Source organism: Persicitalea sp. (assembly GCF_041751555.1).
Taxonomy (GTDB): domain Bacteria; phylum Bacteroidota; class Bacteroidia; order Cytophagales; family Spirosomataceae; genus Persicitalea.
The window spans coordinates 1-2,626 of the sequence record NZ_JBGSXF010000720.1 but is presented as its reverse complement, the minus strand read 5'-3'; the positions used below and the strand labels follow the sequence as shown (position 1 = coordinate 2,626).

General features: G+C 50.2%; 2 protein-coding genes and 1 pseudogene. 2 read left to right on the top strand and 1 reads right to left on the bottom strand.

The genetic code is table 11. The features are described 5' to 3' along the window. Positions 1–33 precede the first annotated feature (33 nt). Positions 34–819 (bottom strand): exodeoxyribonuclease III, encoded by a 786-nt coding sequence (locus ACEW8P_RS25160; RefSeq protein ID WP_373515819.1) that lies wholly within the window; start codon positions 817–819, stop codon positions 34–36. A 182-nt stretch (positions 820–1,001) separates the two neighbouring features. Between ACEW8P_RS25160 and ACEW8P_RS25155 the strand changes: the two genes are divergently transcribed. Both ACEW8P_RS25155 and ACEW8P_RS25150 read left to right on the top strand, forming a co-directional pair. Continuing rightward, on the top strand, positions 1,002–2,405 hold the full coding sequence (locus ACEW8P_RS25155) for a M17 family metallopeptidase (RefSeq protein WP_373515818.1): 1,404 nt from the start codon (positions 1,002–1,004) through the stop codon (positions 2,403–2,405). Between the two features lie 41 nt (positions 2,406–2,446). Further along, positions 2,447–2,626 (top strand): annotated as a pseudogene (locus ACEW8P_RS25150) (ATPase); the annotation flags it as partial.

The window sequence follows — 2,626 nt, the reverse complement described above, 5'->3', positions numbered from 1 at the left end:
TATTAAACAATTGGAATTTCTGGCTCATCTATTTCAAGATTTAAGGTAGTTTGGGCGGTCGATCTCAAGCAGTACCCCGCAGTGATCAGAATGCACGGCATCGGTCGTGTGCCGGCAGTAAATCAGGTTATCCCGAAGAGAATCGGAAACCGCGTGGTAGTCGATCCGCCAGCCTTTATTATTGGCCCGTGCCCCGGCACGGTAGCTCCACCAACTGTATTCAGTCAATTCGGGATTGAGATAGCGGAAGGCATCGGTAAAGCCACTGGCAAACCATTCCGTCAGCCAGTCGCGTTCTTCGGGTAAGAAGCCCGTGGTGTTTTTGTTGCGAACCGGATCGTGGATGTCGTTTTTGGTATGAGCGATATTGTAATCACCGCAGATAATCAAATTTGGACGCTCTCTCCGCAGGTCGCGTACGTATTCCCGAAAATCCTGCAGGAAATTCATTTTCACGCCCTGCCGGGTTTCTCCGCTCGTACCGGAAGGGAAATAACAATTTAGTAGAGTCGTTTCCCCGAAATCAGCCCGCAAAATACGTCCTTCGCAATCATAAATAGATAAGCCACACCCATCGACAACTTTATCTGGTGTTATTTTTGATAAAATCGCCACACCACTGTACCCCTTTTTCTCCGCCGCGTGCCAACCGACTACTTCGTACCCCAATTCTTGAAAACCAGATAAATCGACCTGCTCGGGTTGGGCTTTGATTTCCTGAAAACACAAAATGTCGTATTGCTTATCGGAAAGCCACTCTACCAAACCGTTTCGAATGGCGGCGCGGATGCCGTTGACATTGTAAGAGAGAATTTGCATAGTTTAGTATTCAGGACGTGTAGAGACGCGATTTATAGCGTCTAAGCGCAATCAAAAGGAATCGACTACCGAGCTAACTCGCAAAGATAGCCGCGGAATTTAGAATTGCCGGGCCAGCTGCGTCCCTTTCTGAAAAGCTCTGCTTAACTTTGGCTTCGTCCTAGCCACTTGACTATTACAAGATGAAAATATCCCTAATTACTTCTCCACAAGAAACTGACCTCACCGTCAGTCTGTATATCCAGGACAACGAATCACCCAAGCCTGCGGTTTTCAAAGCTGAAAAAAATGAAATGTGGTGGCCTTCGGAGCAACAGCTTTGGCTGGGTTTAGGCAAAAAACCAACCGCTGTCACGGTACTAAAGTCGTTGCGTACCGTTTTCCACAAGCGCATAGACCGCTGGCCCGATGCCATTACTCTCGACGCGCGCGGCGTTTCGGTCGAGTGGATCGAGGCTGCCGTGAACGGCATAATGCTGGGAGGGTATAAAGTCAATCTTTACAAGACGGAGGAAAAACCATACAGTAAATTTTTTGGCAAGGCTGGTACCCTGACTGTTTGGGTAGATGATAAAACGGCGGAGAACGAAAGGGCCATCTTTAAAGGAAAAGTAACTGCCGCCGTGCAAATGCGCGTGATGGATTTGATGAATGCGCCCGCCAACAAAAAGCCACCGCGCGTCCTGGCCGAGTGGGCGCTGGACTCGGGAAGACAACACAATTACAAGGTAACTGTACTTGAAAAGGATTCGCTCGAAGCCCTGGGTGTTCACGCCCTGCTATCGGTAAGCAAAGGCAGCGAAGAACCGCCTGTGTTAATTGTGACAGAATACAGCCCGACCAAATATGATAAAACCGTGGTACTGGTAGGCAAAGGCGTGACCTTCGATACGGGTGGCGTGTCGATCAAGAGTTCCGCCAACATGCACATGATGAAGAGCGACATGGGCGGAGCCGCTGCCGTATTGGGCGCAGTGGAACTGGCTGCCCGACTGGAAATTTCCCTGCGGGTGGTGGGAATAATTCCTTCCACAGAAAACTGTGTGGACGGAGCAAGTACCAAACCCGGCGACGTAATCGACTCACTCTCGGGCAAGACCATCGAGGTTATTGACACCGACGCTGAAGGGCGGCTTATCCTAGCCGATGGAATTAGCTATGCGCTCAAGAACTACAAACCCGATGTTTTACTCGACCTAGCCACGCTCACCGGTAGCGTAGTGCAGACCCTCGGCTACGCCGCCGCCGGACTTTTTACCGCCAATGACGACCTGGCCCAACAGCTCACTACCGCTGCGGATCAGACGGGTGAGCGCTTATGGAGGTTGCCAATTTGGGACGAGTATAAGGACGAAATAAAATCCGATATTGCCGACGTGCGCAACTACCACGGCAAACCCATTGCCGGAGCCATCGTAGCGGCTAAGTTCCTTGAAATATTCACCGAAGACCACCCCGCCTGGGCCCATCTCGACATTGCCGGCACCGCCTTTGGCGACATGGACTTTACCCCTAATCGAGCGGGTACTGCGTTTGGGGTGCGCTTACTAGCAGAGTTTTTCTCTGGGCTCACCGTGAACGATTGACCCATTTCGCCAATTATTCTTTTACCCAAAACGATATCAGTATGTCCCAAAAACTAACCTTCCTTTGCGTATCTACTTTCTTTAAGGGAAACGACTTTCTGCAAGCCTGCAAGGAGGCGGGCAATACCGTTTATTTGCTGACCGCCAAAAAACTCGAAAATCGGGAATGGGTGCGTGATTCGATTGATGAGTTCTTTTTTGTGGAAGAAAATGAACATGGC

Coding starts and splice junctions, on each gene's coding strand:
- ACEW8P_RS25155 (WP_373515818.1), top strand. CDS start 1,002: ATGAAAATATCCCTAATTACTTCTCCACAAGAAACTGACCTCACCGTC.
- ACEW8P_RS25160 (WP_373515819.1), bottom strand. CDS start 819: ATGCAAATTCTCTCTTACAATGTCAACGGCATCCGCGCCGCCATTCGA.